Here is a 21,007-nt window from a genome sequence, read left to right as displayed (position 1 = left end):
CTCCCCCGGTCTCCGGCCGGGAGGCGCCCCCGGACGGGCTGAACATGGGCCCGAACCCCAACGAGGGAGTCGGGCCCATTTCCTATGCGCAGGTCTTCCCGTTCCCTATGCGCATCTCTTCCCGTGCTTCGGAACCGTCCCGTCGAGCAGGTAGCCGTCGACCGTCGACGTGACGCACGTGCTCCCGCCCCCGTACGCCGTGTGCCGTTCGCCCTCGTACGTGAGCTGGACGCCGACGCCGGGGCCGAGCTCGTCGACCATGCGCTCCGCGCCCTCGATCGGGGTGGCCGAGTCGCCCGTCGTGCCGACGACCAGGATCGGGTCGGCGCCCGGCGCGCTCACCTCAGGAGTGTCGTGGGCGCCCGGCACCGGCCACGCGTGGCACCAGCCCGCGATGTCCCAGCCGAGGAACTCGCCGAAGACGGGCGAGATCCGGCGGAACTCCGGGAGCAGGGCCCGGGCCTCGGCCGCCGTCGGCCGTTTCTTGGCGTCGGCGCAGGAGATCGCCCGCTGGGCGTGGCTCTGGGTGCCGTAACTCCCCGACGCATCACGGTTGTTGTACTGGTCCGCGAGGGCGAGCAGCTTGCCGCCGCGGCCCGCGCGTGCGTCGTCGAGGGCTTCGGTGAGCGTGGACCAGGACTGCTCGCTGTAGAGGGAGGCGAGGATTCCGGTCAGGGCGAGGCTCTCGGTCAGCTCGCGGCCGCCGCCTGCGGGCAGCGGCTTCGCGTCGAGGCGCTTCAGCAGGGCGACCAGCGAACGCGTGCCCCGGTCCGGGTCCGCGCCGGTGGACTTCAGGTAGTTCTCCAGGGCGCGCTGGAAGCCGGTGGTCTGGTTCCTGGCGTGGCCCACGCTGTCGGCGCTCGGGTCGACGACGCCGTCGAGGACGATCCGGCCCACGCGCGCGGGGAACAAGTGGGCGTATGTGCCGCCGAGTTCGGTGCCGTACGAGAAACCGAAGTAGTGCAGCTTGTCGTCGCCGAGGACCTGGCGCATCAGGTCCAGGTCACGGGCCGCGTCCGAGGTGCCGATGTGCGGCAGGACCTTGCCGGAGCGGCGCGCGCAGCCCGCGCCGAAGTCCGCGGCGTCCGCGAAGTACGCCTTCTCCTCGGCGGCGGTGTCCGGCGTCAGGTCGACCTTCGTGGACGCCTCCTCCAGCTCCCGGTCCGAACGGCACCGCACCCCCGAGCTGGCGGCGACCCCGCGCGGGTCGAAACTGACCAGGTCGTACCGGGAGTTGAGGTTCGTGAACAGGGAGGCCATGGCAGGCAGTCCGGACACGCCCGAGCCGCCGGGCCCGCCGAAGTTGAACAGCAGCGAGCCGATCCGGCCGTCCTCGTCCGTGGCCTGCTTGCGGATCAGGGCGAGGCCGATGGTCTCGCCGTCCGGCTTCTCGTGGTCGAGCGGCGCCTTCATCGTGGCGCACTCCCAGCCCTCGCCGGGCGCGCCCGCGCAGGCGCCCCAGTCGAGGCGCTGGCCGGTGAGGACGGCGGGCAGCGCGCTGTCCGTGCTCTCGGGCGCGGGGGCGCGGCCGCTCGCGCCGTTCGGCCGCGGTGACGCGTCCGTCGCCGAACCGCCCTTCCCCGTACAGCCCGTCAGGAGCAGGGCGAGGGCGAGCGCGGCGCCGGCGGCTCTGCGGAGGCCGCGTGCGGTCACGGCGACAGGCATGGATGTTCCCCCCTCGGAACGGCTTTCCCCCTCGAAAAGCCCCACCACGAAGAGTAGAGGCGGCCACTGACAGTCCTACTGCGGGCAGACCGTGCCCGACTTCGGCGCCTTCCCTTCGAGCAGATAGCCGTCGACGGCCTGCCGCACGCACTTGTCACCGCTGTCGTACGCGCCGTGCCCCTGCCCCTTGTACGTGACCTCCACGCCGACGCCCTCGCCGAGCGCGTCGACCATCCTGCGGGTGCCCTCGTACGGCGTCGCCGGGTCGCCCGTGTTGCCGACGACCACGATCGGGGCCGAGCCCTCCGCGCTCACGTCCGGGTGGTCGGCGGCGCCCGGAACCGCCCAGTCCGTACAGCCGACCATGCCCCAGGCCAGGAAGTCGCCGAAGAGCGGGGAGGCCTTGCGGAACTCGGGGAGCTTCGCCTTCACGTCGGCCACGGAGTAACGGGGCTTGTCGTCCGCGCAGTTGATGGCGATGTTGGCGGCGCCGATGTTGCTGTACGTGCCGTCGGGGCTGCGGCCGTTCATCGAGTCGGAGAGCGCCATCAGGATCTGCCCGTTGCCGTCGTACGCCTGCTCAAGGCCCTCCGTCAGGTACTCCCAGAAGTCCTGCGAGTACAGCGACTGCGCGATGCCGTTGGTCGCCGCGGTCTGCGTCAGCTCGCGTGGGCCGAGGCCCGGCAGCGGGTTGGCGTCGAGGTCCTTGAGGAGCTTGGCGATCCGCGCCTGCACGTCCTTCGGGGTGTCGCCGACCGGGCAGACCTCCTCCTTCGACGTGCAGTCCTTCGCGTAGTTCTCCAGGGCCAGCTGGAAGCCCTTGGCCTGCCCGAGCGAGCCCTGCTCGGCGTTCTGCGTGGGGTCGACCACCGCGTCGAACACGGCCCGCCCGACGTTCTCCGGGAACAAGTGCGCGTAGACACCGCCGAGTTCGGTGCCGTACGAGATGCCGAAGTAGTGAAGCTTTTCGTCGCCGAGCACCTGGCGCATCAGGTCCATGTCGCGGGCGGCGTCCGTGGTGGCCACGTGCGGCAGCACCTCGCCGGACTTCTCCTCGCAGTCGCCGTTGAACTCCTTCACCTCGCCGACGTAGCTCTTCTCCTCGGCGGCGTCGTCGGGGGTGGCGTCCTGCTGGTAGTACGCGTCCAGCTGCTTGTCCGTACGGCAGGTCACGGGGGCGCTGCGGCCGACCCCGCGCGGGTCGAAGCTGACCAGGTCGTAGCGGGTACGGAGCTTCGCGTACTCCTCGCCGAAGGCGGGCAGCGTCGTGACGCCCGAGCCGCCGGGCCCGCCGAAGTTGAAGATCAGGGAGCCGATCCGGTCCTCCGCCTTGCCGGAGGACTCGGCGCGGATCAGCGCGATGTCGATCGTCTCGCCGTCCGGCTCGTCCCAGTCGAGCGGCGCCTTCATCGTGGCGCACTGCCACTCGGCGCCGTCGGGCAGCGGGGAGGGGGAGTCGCCGCCCTGCTCGTCCGACGGCGCCGGGCAGTCCTTCCAGGACAGCTGCTGCGAGGGGAGGTCCGCGTCGTCCCCGCCGTCCCCGCACCCCGCGGCCAGCGCGGCGGTCAGCAGGGCTGCGGAGAGGACGGCGGCACGCGCGCGTGCGGGGCGTTTCGGCATGGCACCATCCTGCGCCGGGGCCTCGGGGGACGCCCTTGGCGGGGGCCGTACAGGTGAGACTCGTACGGGCAGCCAAAGCGCGCCTTTGCGCGTCAGATGGTTCCCGTACGGGCCGCCAAAGCGTGGCCCTTGCGCGTCAGATGGTTCCCGTATGAGCCGCTAAAGCGCGCCCTTGCGCGTCAGGTGGTTGAAGCACAGCCAGCCCGGCAGCACCGGCAGCCACAGAGTGAGGAGCCGGTACAGCAGCACCGCGGGCGCCGCGACCTCCTTCGGCAGGCCGATCGCCACCAGGCCGAACGTCAGCGTCGCCTCGACCGCGCCCACACCGCCCGGCGTCGGGGCGGCCGAGCCGAGCGCGTTGCCCGCGAGGAACACCACGGCCACGCCGGTCAGGCTCAGCGACACGGTCTCGTCGCTGGAGAACGCCCGTACCGAGGCGTCCAGGCAGAGCACGAACATCGCGGTCAGCAGCAGCATGCCGCCGATGCCGGTGATCAGCTTCTGCGGCCGCTGCAGCACGTCCAGCATGCGCGGCACGACCCCCGCGAACAGCGACCGCAGCCGCGTCGCCACGAACTGGCGCAGGAACGGGATCGCCGTCACCACGAGCACGAGCACCGCGACGGTCAGCAGGCCGGCGATGACGGTGCGGGACGGGGACAGCTCCGGGGTCTTCTCCGTACCCGTGAGATAACCCATGGTCAGGAGCAGCAGGATGTGCGAGCCGAGGCCGAAGAGCTGCGAAGCACCCACCGAGGCCACGGCGAGCCCGGAGCGCACCCCGGACCGCTGCAGGAACCGGGTGTTGAGCGCCACGCCGCCGACCGCCGCGGGCGCCACGATCTTCACGAACGACCCGGCGACCTGCGCCGCCACCGTCCGCAGGAACGGCACCCGCTCCGGTACAAAGCCGAGCAGCGCCATCGCCGCCGCCACATAGCTGAGCGCCGAGAACCCCACCGCGGCGAGCACCCAGCCCCAGTTGGCCTCTTCGAAGAGCTTCGCGAAGTCGATGCCGGTGAGCTGCGAGAGCAGGAAGTACCCGCCGATCGCGCCGGCGAGGAAGCTGATCAGGGTGCGCGGCTTGATCCGCTCCAGCTGCGCGGGCTCGACCGGCGCCTGCGGCCTGATCTTCAGGACCTGGTGCCGGATCTGGGTGAGCAGGTCCTCCTCGCGGGCCACGTCGAGCGCCTCGTCCATCGCCCGCTTCTCGGCCTGCTTCTGCGCCTTCGCCGCCTTGTGGTCGGGCGCGGCGGACTCGGCGCCGTCGCTCTCCTCGCGCGTCTGTTTCGTCTTGCGGGACGCCTCCAGGACGGCCTCCCGCTCCCGCTGCGAGCGCTCCCGGCCCAGCTTGCGCAGCGTCGCGCGCGTGGAGCGGGTCAGCGCGATCGGCTGCAACAGCGGCAGGCAGTCGGCGACCGCGTCGGGCCCGAGCACGCCGACCGCCGCGTCCACCGCGCGCTCGGCGCCGGTGCGCAGGCCGAACGTGGTGAGCAGCTGCGCGATGTCCATCCGCAGGACCAGGTCGCCGGCCGCGATCTCGCCGCCGCGCAGATCCGTGATGATCACCTTGCCGGAACGATCCGTCTCGGTGGGGCGGTCGGGCCCGCCGGAACCGGCGCCTTCGGCTGAACCGGCGCCTTCGGCCGAACCGTCGCCTTCCGCTGGAGGGTTCCCCTCCGGCGGCGTCGGCTCGGAGCGGTTCACCACGATCGCGTCGCCCGCCAGGCGCCGGTGCGCGATCCGCCGCGACTGCAGCGCCTGCACCTGCAGCCAGGTGTCCCGCATCAGCTCGTCGGTGACCTCGTCGTCGTCCAGCGCGTCCAGGGAGCGGCCGCCCAGGTGCTCGTAGACGAGCATCACCGCGTCCGGGCCGAGCTCGGAGGTGGCGATCAGCTTCGGCGCGTCGGCCCCGGCCGCGATCGCCGCGTACGAGAGCAGCGCCTCCTGCTCCAGCGCCTGGCGCAGCGACTGCAAGCTGCGGCGGGTGGTGATGCCGCGCAGCGTGAGCCGGCGCCACACGCGGTAGAAGAAGCCCTGCGCCTGCTGCTCCCGGTCCACGACCGTGACGTCGAGCGGCGGGCCGTCCTCCAGGGTGACGAAGTAGCGGCGGCCGCGGTCGCCGCCGTCGCCGGAGTCCGGCGTGTCCTCCGCGCGTGCGGCGCTGACCGGCCGGAATCCCACGTGCCGCAGCCCGGCGAGCAGCGTCTGCCCGGTGGGCCGGACGTTGGGCGAGCCGACCGCGTAGAGCGTCCCGTACGCGACGGTCCAGCCGATCAGGACGGTCAGGATGATCGAGAACGGGGTGGTGAACCCGGCGACGAGCATCGACAGCGCGTCGAGCAGCAGCACCGTCCACAGCACCACGCGCCAGCGCGGTCTTCGGGACATCCCCACGGCCGTCATGTACGCGATGACCGGCGCGAGATAGCCGTGCACCGGGTCGGTGAGCGCGCCCGGGTCCTCGGCGAGCGGCCGGGTCAGGGCGTCCTGGATGGACTCCGGCGCGGCCTTCGCGACCCACAGGTCGGTGGCGAGCGTCACGCCGTGCGCGAGGACCGCGGCGAGCACACCGTCGGCGATGCGCAGCCCGTCCCGCTTGATCAGCCGCTCGATCGCGAACGCCACCGGTACGAGCAGCACCGCGATGGACGCGCTCAGCCCGGCGAACTTGATCAGCAGGTCGGGCGCCTGGTCGGTGCCCTTGCTGATGTCCTGTTCGAGGCCGGAGGTGGTGCCGTGCGCGAACGCGGCGATCGAGAGGACGAGGACGACGGCCAGGATCCCGACCAGCATCCGCATCAGGTCGGACGGCCGGTGCACCCGCGCGGGCAGCAGCGGTTCGTCGCCCTCGACCTCGTCGCCGGTGCCCACGGCCGTGGAGGCGGTGGAGCCGTGCGGCCTGGGGGGCTCGGCGGCGCGCTGCGTGGGCCCGTCCTCGCGCGTCCCGCCGGGGCTGTCGGTTTCCGGGCGCGACGGCGTGTCAGGGGTGCGCTCGTCCTTGGAGGGCTGCACTCCCTGATCCTTTTCCGTCTCGTTCTGTTCGCGTATCACCAGTCACCGCCCGGATGATGGTGGCACGACCCACTGACATCAGGGGGCATCAGGGTGCATTCAGCCGTCGGCCTGTGTCCCTGATACGCACACCGGGGGTTCACAGAACCATGGTCCCGCTCCCGCCCGGATTGTCGGTGGTGTGCGGCAGGATGGGTCGGATGAGCGAGGAGAGCCTGCAGGAACTGCCGGATCTGCCAGAACTGTCGGAACTGCCGGAACTGCCGGAACTGCCGGACTACGCGGAGCGGGTGCTTCAGGTCGCGGAGCGCATCCCGCCCGGCCGGGTCATGACGTACGGCGACATCGCGGAGTGGCTGGACGAGGGCGGCCCGCGCCAGGTCGGCCGTGTGATGGCGCTGTACGGCGGGGCGGTGCCGTGGTGGCGCGTGGTGCGGTCCGACGGCCGGCTGCTGCCGGGGCACGAGCGGCGCGCCCTGGAGCGGTACCGCGTCGAGGCCACCCCGCTGCGCAGCACGGGCGCCGGTGAGCAGCGCCTCGACATGAGACGGGCGCGCTGGGACGGCGGGACCGGCTGAGCGCGCTCGCACGGCAGGGGCGGCGGGGACGGCTGAGCGCGGTGTCACGGCGGGGACGGCTGTGCGCGGTCTCACAAGGGACAGCTTCCGGTATACGGAGGCGTCGCGGGCGCCCGCCGGACCGTACGGGCGACACCGCCCCGGCCCGCGGCGACGCGGACGAAGCCGGGGAAGTGGCGCGTTCCGGTCGCCGACTGGCGTAGCGTCGAGCGCGGCCGTCACGGGGCGGCCACCGCAACCGCCGCCCCCGCGGCCGCCGCCCGCCCCGCTCGCGCGGCACGCGGCGGCCGTACGACGACCACCGGGGCCCACGGCCCCTTCTCCACCCAGCACACCCACCAGGACCGGCGATCCACGTGAGCTCCTCTACTTCCGACCGGCGCGCTCCCGACGCATCCGTGCGTCAGGGGGGCACCCGTGCGTACCGGCTGGTGCGCACACCGCCGGCCCGAGTGGATCCCCCTCGTCTTGACGCACCACAGCGCGCGGTGGTTGACCACGCGGGCGGTCCACTGCTCGTGCTGGCCGGTCCCGGCACCGGCAAATCCACCACTCTTGTAGAGGCAGTCGCCGCCCGGATCGCCGAGGGCACCGACCCCGACCGCATCCTGGTGCTCACGTTCAGCCGCAAGGCGGCGGTGGAGCTGCGCGACCGGATGGCACTGCGCATCGGCGGCGTGTCGGCGCCGCGGGCCACCACGTTCCACTCGTTCTGCTACGCCCTGGTCCGCGCCCACCAGGACGCCGACCTGTTCGTCGAACCGCTGCGGCTGCTTTCCGGACCCGAGCAGGACGTCGTCGTACGCGAACTCCTCGAAGGCGAGGTCGACCTGGAGAACAGCGGCCACGCGCGCGTGCGGTGGCCCGACGAGCTGCGCGCCTGCCTGACCACACGCGGCTTCGCCGACGAGGTGCGCGCGGTGCTCGCCCGTAGCCGGGAGCTCGGCCTCGGCCCCTCCGCCCTCGGCGACTTCGCGCGCCGCACCGGCCGGCCCGACTGGGGTGCGGCGGCCGCGTTCCTCGCCGAGTACCTGGACGTCCTGGACGCGCAGGGCGTACTCGACTACGCCGAACTCGTGCACCGCGCGGTGCTGCTCGCCCGCCAGGACGAGGTCGCCGACCAGCTGGCCGCGCGCTACGACGCGGTGTTCGTCGACGAGTACCAGGACACCGACCCCGCGCAGGTACGTCTCCTCCAGGCGTTGGCGGGCGGGGGCCGGACCCTGGTCGCGTTCGGCGACCCGGACCAGTCGATCTACGCGTTCCGCGGCGCCGACGTGAACGGCATCCTCGACTTCCCCGATGCCTTCCGCCGGTCCGACGGCCGCCCCGCCCCCGTAGAGGTCCTCACGACGTCCCGCCGCTCCGGCAGCGCGCTCCTGGAGGCCACGCGCCGGATCACGCAGCGGATGCCGCTGCCGCGCCTCCCCGCAGAGCAGGCACGGCGCCACCGCGCGCTGCGCGCGGTCGACGAGGGCGGCTGCATCGACGTGGTCACGTACCCGACGCCCGGCGCGGAGCTGGAGAACGTCGCGGACCTCCTGCGCCGCGCCAACCTGGAGGACGGCGTCGCCTGGTCCGACATGGCCGTGCTCGTACGCGCGGGCAGCCGCATCCCGGCGGTCCGCCGCGCCCTGACGTCGGCGGGCGTCCCGGTGGAGGTCGACGGCAACGACGTGGCGCTCCGCGAGGAGCCCGCGGTGGCCCCGCTCCTGGAGGCCCTGCGGGCGGCGGCCGAGGCGTCCACGGAGCCTCCGCACGGCGAGGCGGAAACCGGCATTAGTCAGGGGGCGGTGGAGCCTGGCGCTACAGAGGGGGCGTCGGAAACCGGCACCACAGAGGGGGCGTCGGAAACCGGCACCTCAGGAGTGGCCCCCTGGCTCAGCTCCGAGCGTGCCCTCGCCCTGCTCTCCTCGCCGCTCGGCAGCACCGACGCCGCCGACCTGCGGCGCCTCGGCCGTGCCCTGCGGGACGAGGAGCGGGCCGGAGGCAACCGCCTGCCGCCGCCGTCGGACGTCCTGCTCGCCCGCGCCCTGGCCGAACCCGAGCGGCTGCTCGCACACGACACCTCGTACGCGGGCGGCGCCCGGCGCCTCGGCGAGCTGCTGCGGCGCACCCGGCTGCTGCTGGCCGGCGGCGGCACCGCGGAGGAGGCCCTGTGGGAGCTGTGGAGCGGCACGTCCTGGCCGAGCCGCCTGGAGCGCACCGCCCGGCGCGGCGGCGCCGCGGGCCGCAACGCCGACCGGGATCTGGACGCCGTATGCGCCCTGTTCGCGACCGCCGCCCGCGCCGAGGAGCGCAGCGGCGGACGCGGCGCCCTGAACTTCCTCGGCGAGGTCGAGGCGCAGGACATCGCCGCCGACACCCTCGCCGGGAGGGCGGTGCGCCCCGACGCCGTACGTCTGATGACCGCGCACCGCTCCAAGGGGCTGCAGTGGCGGCTCGTGGTCGTCGCGGGCGTGCAGGAGGGGCTGTGGCCCGATCTGCGCCGCCGCGGCTCCCTCCTGGAGGCGGACCGCATCGGCCGCGACGGGCTCGCCGAACCGCTGACGCCGGGCGCCCTGTTGGCGGAGGAGCGCCGCCTGTACTACGTCGCCGCCACGCGCGCGTGCGAGCGGCTCGTCGTCACCGCGGTGAAGTCGGCGGCGGACGACGGCGACCAGCCCTCCCGCTTCCTGACCGAACTCGGCGTCGAACCACGGGAGGTCGCGGGCCGCCCGCGCCGCCCGCTGTCCGTCGCCGCGCTCGTCGCCGAGCTGCGCGCCACGACCGTCGACCCGCGCGTCTCGGACACCCTGCGCGAGGCGGCGGCCGAGCGCCTGGCTCGGCTCGCCGCGCTGCGCGACGAGGACGGCAGGCCGCTCGTACCGACCGCGCACCCGTCCCGCTGGTGGGGCATGTACGAGCCCACGCACAGCGCGGTGCCGCTGCGGGACCGGGACCGGCCGGTGACCCTCTCCGGCAGCGCCCTCGACCAGCTCGCCAACACCTGCTCCCTGCAGTGGTTCCTGGGCCGCGAGGTGAAGGCCGACGCCCCGGCGACGGCCGCGCAGGGCTTCGGCAACGTCGTGCACGTACTGGCCGACGAGGTCGCCTCCGGGCGGACGCCCGCCGATCTCTCGGTGCTGATGGAGCGGCTGGACTCGGTGTGGGACGCCCTCGCCTTCGACGCCCCCTGGAAGTCGGCCCAGGAGAAAGAGCACGCGCGCGTGGCGCTCGAACGCTTTCTGCACTGGCACGTCGACACCAACAGCGCCCGCCCGGGCCGCAAACCGGTCGCCACAGAGCACGATTTCGACGTGACGTTGGAAGCGGGCTCCTACGAGGTGCGGATCCGCGGCTCGATGGACCGCGTGGAGGCGGACGCCGAAGGGCGCGCCTATGTGGTCGATTTCAAGACGGGCAAACAGGCGCCGACGGCGGCCGAGGTGGACCGCCATCCGCAACTCGCCGTCTATCAGCTGGCGGTCCGCGAAGGCGCCGTCGACGAGGTCTTCGACGGACAGAGACCCGAGCCGGGCGGCGCGGAGCTGGTGCAGCTGCGCCGGCCCGCGGCGAAGAAGGACGGCGGCGACGCGCTGCCCAAGGTGCAGACCCAGGACGGTCTGACCGGGCAGTGGGTCGGCGATCTGCTCGCCACCGCGGCCGGCAAGGTGCTCGACGAGCGGTTCTCGCCGAGCACCGGCCAGCACTGCGCACACTGTTCGTTCCGGGCCGCGTGCAGCGCGCGGGCCGAAGGGCGGCACGTGGTGGAGTGACGGCCGCGGTGCGGGATCTCCCGGGCCGGCGATGTTGCCGGGAGTGATCCATCCCACGCCCGGAGTGACCGGATCCCTGCCGTTGCCGACGTAAAGTCCACGTAAAAGTCCACGTAAAAGCACAAGCGGCATCGGTACCCAGGAGGGGACATACACATGGCAGCCAATCGGAAGGTCCTGGCGACGGCAGTGGCCTGCGCGGCCGCACTCGTCAGCGTCACCGGCTGCTTCGGCGACAAGGACCCCTTCGAGGGCATGAGCGCCGACAAGATCGCCGACAAGGCCTCCAAGGCGACCAGCGGCGTCGACTCCGTGAAGCTGTCCGCCGAGGGCAAGCAGAGCGGCAAGCCCACCTCGATCGCCTTCGAGATCGCCAAGGGCGGCGCCTGCAACGGCGAGATGAAGTCCGCAGACATGGGCACGGTCGACATCCGCGTCGTCGACAAGACCAGCTACATGAGGGGCGACGCCGCCTACTGGAAGAACACCCTCAACGACGAGGCCGCCGCCAAGAAGGTCGGCGACCGCTGGGTGAAGGTGCCCGCCGGCCAGAACGACGACATGTGCGACCTGAAGTCCCTCTTCAAGGAGGGCGACCTCAAGGGCGTCAAGCGCGGCGAGGACTCCGAGGTCGACGGCACGAAGGCGGCCACCCTCACCAAGAAGAAGTCCGGCGGCGAGACCGTCACTTTCTACGTCGCGGCCGAGGGCGAGCCCTACTTCCTGCGCGCCGTCACCAAGGGCGGCGACGACCCCAACACCATGAACTTCACCGACTACAACGAGAAGGTCGAGGTCGAGGCCCCGCCGGCCTCCGAGATCGCCGACATGCAGGACCTCATCGCGGGCTCCTGACCCACCGTGTGCTGAGCGATGCGGCGGCCGCCGGCTTCCGGGATGCCCGGGTTGTCAGTGGCCGCCGTTAGCCTTCCTGGGGTGTCCTCGCATATCACCGGTCCCGAGCAGCTCAAGGAGCTCCTCGGCATCCCCTTCACCCCGGAGCAGACGGCCTGCATCGTGGCGCCGCCCGCCCCGCAGGTGATCGTGGCCGGAGCCGGCTCCGGCAAGACGACGGTGATGGCGGCCCGGGTGGTCTGGCTGGTCGGCACCGGCCAGGTCTCGCCCGAGCAGGTCCTCGGCCTCACGTTCACGAACAAAGCGGCGGGCGAACTCGCCGAGCGGGTGCGCAGCGCGCTCATCAAGGCCGGAGTGACCGACCCGGACACGATCGATCCGGCCAACGACCCCCCCGGCGAGCCGGTGATCTCCACGTACCACGCGTTCGCCGGGCGGCTGCTCACCGACCACGGCCTGCGCATCGGCCTCGAACCCAGCGTGCGGCTGCTCGCCGACGCCACCCGCTTCCAGCTCGCCGCGCGCGTGCTGCGCGAAGCGCCAGGCCCCTATCCGGCGCTCACCCGGTCCTTCCCCGACCTCGTCAGCGACCTCCTCGCGCTCGACGCCGAGCTCGCCGAGCACCTCGTACGACCGTCCCGGCTCCGCGCGTACGACACCGAGCTGCTGCGCTCGCTCGACGGTGTGAAGCTCTCCAACGCCGATCTGCGCAAGGTGCCCGAGACGGCCGCCGCGCGCCAGGAACTCACCGAGCTCGTCGAGCGGTACCGCGCGGCCAAGCGCTCCGCCGACCTGCTCGACTTCGGCGACCAGATCGCCCTCTCCGCCACCCTCGCGGACACCCGCCCCGAGGTCGGCGGCATCCTGCGGGACGAGTTCCGTGTCGTCCTGCTCGACGAGTACCAGGACACGTCCGTCGCCCAACGCATCCTGCTCTCCGGCCTGTTCGGCGCCGGCACGGGGCACGCGGTGACCGCCGTCGGCGACCCCTGCCAGGCGATCTACGGCTGGCGCGGCGCCTCCGTCGCCAACCTCGACGACTTCCCCGAGCACTTCGCGCACGCCGACGGCCGCCCCGCCACCCGCTTCTCCCTCAGCGAGAACCGCCGCAGCGGCGGCCGCCTCCTCGACCTCGCCAACGGCATGGCGGCCCCGCTGCGCGCCCTGCACGCGGGCGTGGAGGCGCTGCGCCCCGCCCCGGACGCCGAGGGGAAGGGCACAGTGCGGTGCGCTCTCCTGCGGACGCACGCCGAGGAGATCGAGTGGCTCGCCGACTCCATCGGCCACCTCGTCGCCACCGACAAGGAGCCCGGCGACATCGCGGTCCTGTGCCGTACGGCGAACGACTTCGCGCAGATCCAGGGCGCGCTCGTGGCCCGTGACATCCCCGTGGAGGTCGTCGGCCTCTCCGGGCTTCTGCACCTCCCCGAGGTGGCCGACCTCGTCGCCGTCTGCGAGGTGCTGCAGGACCCGGGGGCCAACGCCGCGCTCGTGCGCCTGCTCACCGGCCCGCGCTGGCGCATCGGCCCCCGCGACCTGGCGCTGCTCGGCCGCAGGGCCCGCCTCCTCGTGCAGTACGCACGCGTGGAGGACGGTTCCGAGGACCCCGACCGGCGCCTCGCGGAGGCCGTGGAGGGCGTCGACCCGGCGGAAGTCGTCTCCCTCGCGGACGCGCTCGACACCTTCCTGGAGGCGGACGGCCCGCAGGACCGGCTTCCGTTCTCCGCCGACGCGCGGGTGCGCTTCGCTCGCCTCGCCGCCGAGCTGCGCGACCTGCGCCGCTCCCTCGCCGACCCGCTCATGGACGTACTGCACCGCGTCCTCGCCACCACCGGACTCGACGTCGAGCTGTCCGCGTCCCCGCACGCCCTCGCGGCCCGCCGCCGGGAGACCCTCGCCAACTTCCTCGACATCGCCGCCTCCTTCGCGGCGAACGACCCGTCCGCCTCCCTGCTCGCCTTCCTCGGCTTCCTGCGCACGGCCGAGCAGTACGAGAAGGGCCTGGACAACGCGCTGCCCGGCGGCGAGAACACGGTCAAGGTGCTCACCGCGCACAAGTCGAAGGGCCTGGAGTGGGACGTCGTCGCGGTGCCGGGACTCGTCACCGGAACGTTCCCCTCCACCCAGGGCCGGGAGAAGTGGACCGCCCGCTCCAAGGTGCTGCCGCACGAGCTGCGCGGTGACGCGGCCACACTGCCCGACGTCGAGGACTGGGACAGCAAGGGCCTGAGGGCCTTCCACGAGGAGATGAAGGACCACCAGCGGACCGAGGAACTCCGCCTCGGATACGTGACATTCACCCGCCCCCGGTCCCTTCTGCTCGGCTCAGGACACTGGTGGGGCCCCGCCCAGAAGCGCCCCCGCGGCCCCTCCGACTTCCTGCTCGCCCTGCACGACCACTGCGCCGCCGGCCACGGCGAAGTCGAGGCGTGGGCGGACGAGCCCGAGCCGGACGAGGAGAACCCCGCCCTGCGCGCGGAGACCGCCGACGCGGCCTGGCCGCTGCCCCTGGACGCCGCCGCCATGTCCCGCCGCCACGCCGCCGCCGAGACCGTCCTGGCCCACCTGGACGCCCTGACGAAGCCCGAGCAGCCGCTGGGTTCTCAGGCTCCCGAGGACGACGCCTACGACCCGGAGTGGCCGCCGCCACCCGACGAGGAGGACCTGTACGAGGGAAACCCGAACGAGGGAGACCCGTACGAGCAGGGCCCGTACGAGGACGACCCGGCCGCCTGGCACAGCTGGACGCACACCCGCCCGGAGATCCCCCACCAGCACGGCGAAACCGTCCCGCACGCGCGCGAGGTGCCACCGCGACGGGGGTCCGTGTCCCGGCTCACCCCGGAGGACGAGCGCACCATCGCCTCCTGGGACAAGGACCTGGAGTCCCTGACGGCGGAGCTGCAACGCGCGCGTGCGGCCGTGCAGGACGTGCCCGTGCCGCTCTCACTCACCGCGTCCGAGGTGATGCGGATGGCCGCCGACCCGGACGCTTTCGCGCAGGAGCTGGCCCGCCCCATGCCCCGCCCGCCGCAGCCCGCGGCCCGCAGGGGCACCCGGTTCCACGCCTGGATCGAGTCCCGCTTCGAGGCCCTCGCACTGCCCATGCTCGACCCGGACGAGCTCCCGGGCGCCGACGCCGAGATCGCCGACGAGCGCGACCTGGAGACGCTCAAGGAAGCCTTCGAGCACACCCCGTACGCGTACCGCACGCCGTACCGCGTGGAGGCGCCCTTCCAACTGGCCATCGCCGGGCGCGTGATCAGGGGCCGAATCGACGCCGTGTACCGCGCGGACGGCTCCGGGCCGGGCGACGGCGCCGCCACCTCGTACGAGATCGTCGACTGGAAGACCGGCCACGGCGGCGCCGCCGACCCGCTGCAGCTGGCGATCTACCGCCTCGCCTGGGCCGAGCAGCACGGCCTGCCGGCCGAGGCGGTGAAGGCCGCGTTCGTCTTCGTCCGCACGGGCAAGACCACGTACCCGGAACGGCTGCCCGGCCGCACGGAGCTGGAGCGCCTGCTCGGCGGAGCGGACGTCGAGGAGGCCGAGAACCGGGCCACCGCGCGGCACGGCGAAAACCGGCCCCACGCGCGCGAGGTGGACGCCCGCGGCCAGTCGGGCCAAGGCCCCAGCCGAGGTCCGAGGGGGGACGCCGACCGGACGACCTCGGCGTCCGGCTAGGCTCAGGAGCATGAGCTACACCCCGGACAGCGCCGTCCGCGCGTACATCGAAGAGCACCGCGCCGCCTTCCTCGACGACCTCGCGGAGTGGCTGCGCATCCCGTCCGTCTCGGCTCAGCCCGAGCACGCCGACGACGTACGCCGCAGCGCGCACTGGCTGGCCGACAAGCTCAAGCACACCGGCTTCCCGACCACCGAGGTCTGGGAGACCGCAGGCGCCCCCGCGGTCTTCGCCGAGTGGCCCGCCGCCGAGCCGGACGCCCCGACCGTCCTCGTCTACGGCCACCACGACGTCCAGCCCGCCGCCCGCGAGGACGGCTGGCACACCGACCCCTTCGAGCCGGTGATCGACGGAAACCGGCTGCACGCGCGCGGTGCCGCCGACGACAAGGGCCAGGTCTTCTTCCACACCCTGGGCGTACGGGCCCACCTCGCCGCCACCGGCCGCAGCACCCCTGCCGTGCACCTGAAGCTGCTGATCGAGGGCGAGGAGGAGTCCGGTTCGCCGAACTTCCGCGCGCTGGTCGAGGAGCGCGCCGAGCGCCTCGCGGCCGACGCGGTGATCGTCTCCGACACCGGTATGTGGTCGGCGACCACACCTACGGTGTGCACCGGGATGCGCGGTCTCGTCGAGTGCGAGATCACCTTCACGGGCCCGGACCAGGACATCCACTCCGGCTCCTTCGGCGGCGCCGTGCCGAACCCGGCCACGGCCGCCGCGCGGCTGGCCGCCGCCCTGCACGACGAGCACGCGCGCGTGGCGATCCCCGGCTTCTACGACGGGATCGTGCCGCTCACCGACCGTGAGCGCGAGCTCTTCGCCGAGCTGCCCTTCGACGAGCAGGAGTGGCTGCGTACGGCCAAGTCGCACGCGGCCCACGGCGAGGACGGCTACTCCACCCTGGAGCGCATCTGGGCCCGCCCCACCGCCGAGGTCAACGGCATGGGCGGCGGCTACCAGGGCGCCGGCGGCAAGACGATCATCCCGGACGCGGCCTTCCTGAAGCTGTCCTTCCGGCTGGTCGCGGGACAGCGGCCGGTCCACGTCGAACAGGCGGTACGCGACTGGGCCGCCCGGCAGATCCCCGCCGGAATCCGGCACCGCATCACCTTCTCCGGCGCCACCCGGCCGTGCCTGACGCCGCTCGACCACCCCGCCCTGCAGTCCGTGTCCCGCGCCATGGGACGCGCTTTCGAGCAGCAGATCCGCTTCACGCGCGAGGGCGGATCCGGCCCCGCGGCCGACCTGCAGGACGTCCTCGCGGCGCCGGTCCTGTTCCTCGGCATCTCCGTGCCGTCCGACGGCTGGCACGCCCCCAACGAGAAGGTCGAGCTGGATCTGCTCCTCAAGGGCGTCGAAACCACCGCCTACCTGTGGGGCGATCTCGCCGCCACCTGGCCCGCACAGCCGGGGCCCACGACCCCCGAGGGGCCCGCCCCGAACTGATCCCGCCGCCCGTGATGTGCAGGCCATCGCCCAGCGCGCCGCCGTCACCGCCGTACCCGTCCTGCCGAACAGCCCGTTCCACCGGGGGAGTTGGAAACACCTGTGACCACCTGGACCGACCGCACCGCTGACCGGCCCCTGTCGCTGACCGCGCCCAGCGGCATCGACCGCGCCGCCCACCACCGCCTCGACGAGGCCTGGCTGGCCGCCGCCTGGAGTCACCCGACGACGCGCGTGTTCGTCGTCTCCGGTGGCCAGGTGCTGATCGACGACACCCCCGACGGCCGTACGGAGCTCGTGATGACGCCCGCCTTCGAGGCGCCCGTCACCGAGACGCACCGCTACTTCCTGGGCACCGACGACGACGGCGTGAGCTACTTCGCGCTCCAGAAGGACTCTCTTCCCGGCCGCATGGACCAGTCGGCGCGCCCCGCGGGCCTGCGGGAGGCCGGGCTGCTCCTGTCGCCTCGGGACGCGGGCCTCATGGTGCACGCCGTCGCCCTGGAGAACTGGCAGCGCCTGCACCGCTTCTGCTCCCGCTGCGGCGAGCGCACCGTCATCGCCGCCGCCGGCCACATCCGCCGCTGCCCGGCCTGCGGCGCCGAGCACTATCCGCGCACCGACCCGGCCGTGATAATGGCCGTCACCGACAAGGACGACCGCATCCTGCTCGGCCGCCAGGTGCACTGGCCCGAGGGCCGGTTCTCGACGCTCGCGGGCTTCGTGGAACCGGGGGAGTCCATCGAGCAGTCGGTGCGCCGCGAGGTCTTCGAGGAGGCCGGCGTCACGGTCGGAGACGTCGAGTACGTGGCGAGCCAGCCCTGGCCGTTCCCGTCCAGCCTGATGCTCGGTTTCATCGCCCGCGCCACGTCCTCGGAGATCGACGTGGACGGCGAGGAGATCGAGGAGGCCCGCTGGTTCTCCCGGGACGACCTCACCGCCGCCTTCGAGTCCGGCGAGGTCCTGGCGCCGTACGGCATCTCGATCGCCGCCCGCCTCATCGAGCTCTGGTACGGCAGGCCGCTGCCCCGGCCCGTACCCTGACCGAGCCGCAGAGAGAGGGGCGCCGACCATGGCCGACTACCGCATCGAGACCGTCCGCACCGGCTACCGGCAGTGGACCGCGCGCAACGACCGCGGCGCCGAGGTGCGCATGGCGGCTGCCGACGACGAGTCGGGTCAGCCGTCCTTCACGCCGGTGGAGCTGCTGCTCGCGGCGCTCGGCGGCTGCGGCGGCCTGGTCACGGACCGCACCGCGCGTGCGGTGGACCACGACGAGCTGCGCATCGTCGTGGAATCCGTCTCCACCCCTGAGGACGACGGCCGGATCGGCAAGGTCCGCGTCAGCTACGAGCTCGACATCCCCGCCGACGCCAACGGCGGCCGGGCCGCCGAGGTCTTCGCCCGCGGCGTCCGCCTGACCCATGAGAAGCACTGCACGGTCAGCCGCACCGTCGAGCACGGCGCGCGCGTGGAGGCGATCCTGCCGGACGGCTCGGTGGGCTTCGCCGCGGGCGGCGAGGACTGACACGGGCTTCGCCGCGGGCGGCGAGGACTGACACCTGCTCGCCCCCACAGCCGTACGCGAAACCCCCGCTCCTGCATCAGAAGCGGGGGTTTCGCAGAGCCGGAGCGCCGGCCACGGGGTGGTCTCAGACCCCGACCTTCTGCTTGACCTGGGCCAGCGACGGGTTGGTCAGCGTCGAGCCGTCATCGAACAGCACGGTCGGAACCGTCTGGTTCCCGCCGTTCGCCTTCTCGACGAACGCCGCGGACTCCGGGTCCTGCTCGATGTTGATCTCCTTGTAGGCGATGCCCTCACGGTCCATCTGGCCCTTGAGCCGGCGGCAGTAGCCGCACCAGGTGGTGCTGTACATCGTCACAGTGCCCGGCATGTCTCCAGCGCTCCTCAATCTCGTCCGATGCGTGGTCGCACCAGACCGAACGTACGCGGACCGCCCGCCATTCCCGCATTAGTACGACCAATGCCTCGCGGCTGTGGACAAGCGGCTCGGCCGTCTCCGCGAACCTGGCAGCATGGCGGGGTGACACAAGGAACGCACTCCACCCTCTTCCCGGCCCCGGGCGCGAGCCAGTACGCCCCCGTGCCGCCGGACGCGGACGCGGTGCTCGAAGGGCTCGACCCCGAGCAGCGCGCGGTCGCGACGGCGCTGCACGGTCCGGTGTGCGTGCTCGCCGGAGCCGGTACGGGCAAAACGCGGGCGATCACCCACCGCATCGCATATGGAGTCCGGGCCGGCATCCTGCGGCCCGACAGCGTCCTGGCCGTCACGTTCACCAACCGCGCGGCGGGCGAGATGCGCGGCCGCCTCCGCCAGCTCGGCGTGAGCGGCGTCCAGGCCCGTACGTTCCACTCCGCCGCCCTGCGACAGCTGCAGTACTTCTGGCCGAAAGCAGTCGGTGGTCAGCTGCCCCGCCTCGTGGAGCGGAAGGTCCAGCTGGTCGCCGACGCCGCGGCCCGCTGCCGCATCCGCCTCGACCGCAACGAACTGCGGGACGTCACCGGCGAGATCGAGTGGTCCAAGGTCACCCAGACCGTCCCCGGTGACTACGCTGCCGCCGCCGTCAAGTCCGGCCGCGAGGTCCCCCGCGACCCCGCCGAGATCTCCCAGGTCTACGCGACGTACGAGGAACTGAAGCGGGACCGCGGCGTCATCGACTTCGAGGATGTGCTGCTCCTCACCGTCGCCGTCCTCCAGGACCGGTACGACATCGCGGAGCAGGTCCGCGCCCAGTACCAGCACTTCGTGGTCGACGAGTACCAGGACGTCAGCCCGCTCCAGCAGCGCCTTCTGGAGCTGTGGCTCGGCGAGCGGGACAGCCTGTGCGTGGTCGGCGACGCCAGCCAGACGATCTACTCCTTCACCGGCGCCACCCCCGACCACCTCCTGGACTTCCGCAACCGCCACCCCCAGGCCACCCTGGTCAAGCTGATCCGCGACTACCGCTCGACGCCCCAGGTCGTCCACCTCGCCAACAGCGTCCTCGCCCAGGCCCACGGCCGCGCCGCCGAGCACCGCCTGGAGCTGGTCTCCCAACGCGAGGCGGGCCCCGAGCCGAGCTACACCGAGTACGGCGACGAGCCCTCGGAGGCCGAAGGCACCGCCCGCCGCATCCGCAAGCTCCTCGACTCCGGCGTCCCGGCCAGCGAGATCGCGGTCCTGTTCCGCACGAACGGCCAGTCCGAGCTCTACGAACAGGCGCTGGCCGACGCGGCCATCCCCTACCAACTCCGCGGCGCCGAGCGGTTCTTCGAGCGCACCGAGGTGCGGGAGGCCGGAGCGGCCCTGCGCGGCGCGGCCCGCTTCGGCGCCAACGACGCCCTGCTCGACGACGCGGTGGACGTGCCGTCCCAGGTCCGCGCCGTGCTGTCCACCAAGGGCTGGACGAGCAAGCCCCCGGCGGGGTCCGGTGCGGTGCGGGACCGCTGGGAGTCCCTCGCTGCCCTGGTGCGGCTCGCGGAGGACTTCGCCCGAGCCCGGCCGCAGGCTACACTCGCGGACCTCGTGGCCGAGCTGGACGAGCGGGCCGGCGCGCAGCACGCCCCCACCGTCGAGGGCGTCACCCTGGCCTCGCTGCACGCCGCGAAGGGCCTCGAATGGGACGCGGTCTTCGTCGTCGGCCTCACCGAAGGCATGCTCCCCATCGCGTACGCCAAGACCGACGAGGGGGTCGAGGAGGAGCGGCGCCTGCTCTACGTCGGCATCACCCGCGCTCGCGCGCACCTCTCTTTGTCGTGGGCGCTGGCCCGCTCGCCGGGCGGGCGTGCCTCCCGGGCCCCGAGCCGCTTCCTGAACGGCCTGCGCACGGGTTCCGCGGCCGCGGCCGCTTCGCGTACGTCCTCCGTCGCCGGCGGCGTCGAGCGCGCTCCCGCCCGCAACCGCAAGCCCCGCGGCCCGGTCCTGTGCCGGGTCTGCGGCCGCACGCTCAGCACCGCGGGCGAGATGAAGCTGATGCGCTGCGAGGACTGCCCCTCGGACATGGACGAGGGGGTGTACGACCGCCTGCACATCTGGCGCGCCCACGAGGCGGCCGCGCTCGGCCAGCCCGCGTTCTGCGTCTTCACCGACAAGACCCTGATCGCCATCGCCGAGCAAGTCCCCGAGTCCGAGGCCGAGCTGTCCCGCATCCCCGGAGTCGTGGCCCGCAAACTGCGCCGCTTCGGAGCCGATGTCCTGGCCATCTGCGCAGGTGAGGAACGTCCCGTCGAGCTTGGAGGAGCAGACGATCGTGACTGATACAAACTCGTCGAAAAAATAGTTTGCGTACGCCGCAGCAATCCCCATAGGTTCTTAACCACGGAAACAGCGGCTTCTCCGAAGCCCTGGATCCGTGCTGTACTTAAACCTTGTACGCCAGCGGAC

13 protein-coding genes are annotated in these 21,007 nt (G+C 72.7%); 8 read left to right on the top strand and 5 right to left on the bottom strand.

From position 1 onward, the window contains the following. Positions 1 to 105: 105 nt before the first annotated feature. The 3 genes from QIS99_RS24095 to QIS99_RS24085 form a co-directional block, all read right to left on the bottom strand. A complete protein-coding gene (locus QIS99_RS24095) occupies positions 106 to 1,665 on the bottom strand; it encodes an alpha/beta hydrolase (RefSeq protein WP_282515714.1) in 1,560 nt (519 codons plus the stop codon). A 75-nt stretch (positions 1,666 to 1,740) separates the two neighbouring features. Then, positions 1,741 to 3,285, bottom strand: coding sequence for an alpha/beta hydrolase (locus tag QIS99_RS24090; protein ID WP_282515713.1), 1,545 nt, complete (start codon positions 3,283 to 3,285; stop codon positions 1,741 to 1,743). Positions 3,286 to 3,444: 159 nt separating this feature from the next. After that, a complete protein-coding gene (locus tag QIS99_RS24085; protein ID WP_408909620.1) occupies positions 3,445 to 6,339 on the bottom strand; it encodes a lysylphosphatidylglycerol synthase transmembrane domain-containing protein in 2,895 nt (964 codons plus the stop codon). A gap of 161 nt (positions 6,340 to 6,500) precedes the next feature. Between QIS99_RS24085 and QIS99_RS24080 the strand changes: the two genes are divergently transcribed. Continuing rightward, positions 6,501 to 6,878 carry an MGMT family protein gene (locus tag QIS99_RS24080; protein ID WP_282515712.1) on the top strand — a complete coding sequence of 126 codons (378 nt, stop codon included), beginning with the start codon at positions 6,501 to 6,503 and terminating at the stop codon, positions 6,876 to 6,878. A gap of 218 nt (positions 6,879 to 7,096) precedes the next feature. Here the strand turns inward: QIS99_RS24080 and QIS99_RS24075 are convergent, their stop codons facing one another. Continuing rightward, positions 7,097 to 7,234: a hypothetical protein gene (locus QIS99_RS24075; RefSeq protein WP_282515711.1), complete on the bottom strand. Its 138-nt coding sequence runs from the start codon at positions 7,232 to 7,234 to the stop codon at positions 7,097 to 7,099. Here QIS99_RS24075 and QIS99_RS24070 point away from each other — a divergent pair, their 5' ends adjacent. From QIS99_RS24070 to QIS99_RS24045, 6 genes are all read left to right on the top strand, one after another. Then, positions 7,235 to 10,636, top strand: coding sequence for an ATP-dependent helicase (locus QIS99_RS24070; RefSeq protein WP_282515710.1), 3,402 nt, complete (start codon positions 7,235 to 7,237; stop codon positions 10,634 to 10,636). A 156-nt stretch (positions 10,637 to 10,792) separates the two neighbouring features. Continuing rightward, positions 10,793 to 11,491 carry a hypothetical protein gene (locus QIS99_RS24065; protein WP_282515709.1) on the top strand — a complete coding sequence of 233 codons (699 nt, stop codon included), beginning with the start codon at positions 10,793 to 10,795 and terminating at the stop codon, positions 11,489 to 11,491. Positions 11,492 to 11,533: 42 nt separating this feature from the next. Continuing rightward, entirely contained in the window at positions 11,534 to 15,175 is a 3,642-nt protein-coding gene (locus tag QIS99_RS24060; RefSeq protein ID WP_408909619.1) for an ATP-dependent DNA helicase, read from the top strand. A 10-nt stretch (positions 15,176 to 15,185) separates the two neighbouring features. Next, on the top strand, positions 15,186 to 16,622 hold the full coding sequence (locus QIS99_RS24055; protein WP_282515707.1) for a dipeptidase: 1,437 nt from the start codon (positions 15,186 to 15,188) through the stop codon (positions 16,620 to 16,622). A 102-nt stretch (positions 16,623 to 16,724) separates the two neighbouring features. Beyond that, positions 16,725 to 17,666, top strand: coding sequence for an NAD(+) diphosphatase (gene nudC / locus QIS99_RS24050; protein WP_282515706.1), 942 nt, complete (start codon positions 16,725 to 16,727; stop codon positions 17,664 to 17,666). 28 nt (positions 17,667 to 17,694) lie between these two features. Further along, the gene (locus QIS99_RS24045) at positions 17,695 to 18,150 is read left to right on the top strand and encodes an OsmC family protein (protein WP_282515705.1); all 456 of its coding nucleotides are present in this window, start codon (positions 17,695 to 17,697) and stop codon (positions 18,148 to 18,150) included. Positions 18,151 to 18,274: 124 nt separating this feature from the next. Here the strand turns inward: QIS99_RS24045 and QIS99_RS24040 are convergent, their stop codons facing one another. Then, positions 18,275 to 18,517 carry a mycoredoxin gene (locus QIS99_RS24040; protein ID WP_282515704.1) on the bottom strand — a complete coding sequence of 81 codons (243 nt, stop codon included), beginning with the start codon at positions 18,515 to 18,517 and terminating at the stop codon, positions 18,275 to 18,277. Positions 18,518 to 18,607: 90 nt separating this feature from the next. On the opposite strand from QIS99_RS24040, the gene QIS99_RS24035 reads away from it, so the two are divergent. After that, entirely contained in the window at positions 18,608 to 20,881 is a 2,274-nt protein-coding gene (locus QIS99_RS24035; RefSeq protein WP_282515703.1) for an ATP-dependent DNA helicase UvrD2, read from the top strand. The last annotated feature ends 126 nt before the right edge of the window (positions 20,882 to 21,007 follow it).

Source organism: Streptomyces solicavernae, assembly GCF_029968095.1.
Classification (GTDB): domain Bacteria; phylum Actinomycetota; class Actinomycetes; order Streptomycetales; family Streptomycetaceae; genus Streptomyces; species Streptomyces solicavernae.
This window is presented reverse-complemented; position numbering and strand designations above follow the sequence as displayed.

What these genes read in the sequence shown, in the direction of transcription:
- QIS99_RS24095 (WP_282515714.1), bottom strand. Translation starts at nt 1,665, where the DNA reads ATGCCTGTCGCCGTGACCGCACGCGGCCTCCGCAGAGCCGCCGGCGCC.
- QIS99_RS24090 (WP_282515713.1), bottom strand. Translation starts at nt 3,285, where the DNA reads ATGCCGAAACGCCCCGCACGCGCGCGTGCCGCCGTCCTCTCCGCAGCC.
- QIS99_RS24080 (WP_282515712.1), top strand. Translation starts at nt 6,501, where the DNA reads ATGAGCGAGGAGAGCCTGCAGGAACTGCCGGATCTGCCAGAACTGTCG.
- QIS99_RS24065 (WP_282515709.1), top strand. Translation starts at nt 10,793, where the DNA reads ATGGCAGCCAATCGGAAGGTCCTGGCGACGGCAGTGGCCTGCGCGGCC.
- QIS99_RS24060 (WP_408909619.1), top strand. Translation starts at nt 11,534, where the DNA reads ATGCCCGGGTTGTCAGTGGCCGCCGTTAGCCTTCCTGGGGTGTCCTCG.
- QIS99_RS24055 (WP_282515707.1), top strand. Translation starts at nt 15,186, where the DNA reads ATGAGCTACACCCCGGACAGCGCCGTCCGCGCGTACATCGAAGAGCAC.
- QIS99_RS24045 (WP_282515705.1), top strand. Translation starts at nt 17,695, where the DNA reads ATGGCCGACTACCGCATCGAGACCGTCCGCACCGGCTACCGGCAGTGG.
- QIS99_RS24040 (WP_282515704.1), bottom strand. Translation starts at nt 18,517, where the DNA reads ATGCCGGGCACTGTGACGATGTACAGCACCACCTGGTGCGGCTACTGC.
- QIS99_RS24035 (WP_282515703.1), top strand. Translation starts at nt 18,608, where the DNA reads ATGCCTCGCGGCTGTGGACAAGCGGCTCGGCCGTCTCCGCGAACCTGG.